This is a genomic window from Clostridium sp. E02 (genome assembly GCF_003833015.1).
GTDB lineage: Bacteria > Bacillota > Clostridia > Lachnospirales > Lachnospiraceae > Lacrimispora.
The window spans coordinates 1-509 of record NZ_RJLQ01000062.1 but is presented as its reverse complement, the minus strand read 5'-3'; the positions used below and the strand labels follow the sequence as shown (position 1 = coordinate 509).

Sequence of the window (509 nt, the reverse complement as noted above, 5' to 3'; positions counted from 1 at the left end):
CGAAGTTTCTGGTGCCGATGCGCTTAGGGGACACACCCGTTCCCATCTCGAACACGATGGTTAAGACCTAAGCGGCCGATGGTACTATGCTGGAGACGGCATGGGAGAGCAGGTGGGTGCCAGATTAAATAAAAAAACCACTTGAAAGAGTGCTTTATATAACTGGTTTTTACCAGTGATTCGTGAGTTTGAGTTGATCAAGCTTTCGAATGACTGATGAACTTCAGTCAAAACGGTACCATTACGAAGCACACTTTGAAAAGCGAACGCTTTTCTCAGTCACGGCGTTTCACGCCTATACAATCGCATAAAAAACTGCTTATGAAAGCAAACTTTCAACACAGTTTTCCACATGATTGTGCATGCTTCTGGTAGCATCGCGCACGTACCTTGAAAACCACATATTGAAATATATCTAGATAGAGTCTTTGCAAAAAGACAATATCAAGACATCCGAGGTGTTACATCGAAAGATGTAACCAAATAAAACTCGTTAGAGTAGCCGTAAC

1 rRNA gene is annotated in these 509 nt (G+C 42.6%); it reads left to right on the top strand.

Going from position 1 to position 509, the window contains the following annotated elements:
• The first annotated feature begins 7 nt into the window (after positions 1-7).
• Positions 8-125 (top strand): 5S ribosomal RNA (gene rrf, locus EFT72_RS18930).
• Positions 126-509: the final 384 nt, after the last annotated feature.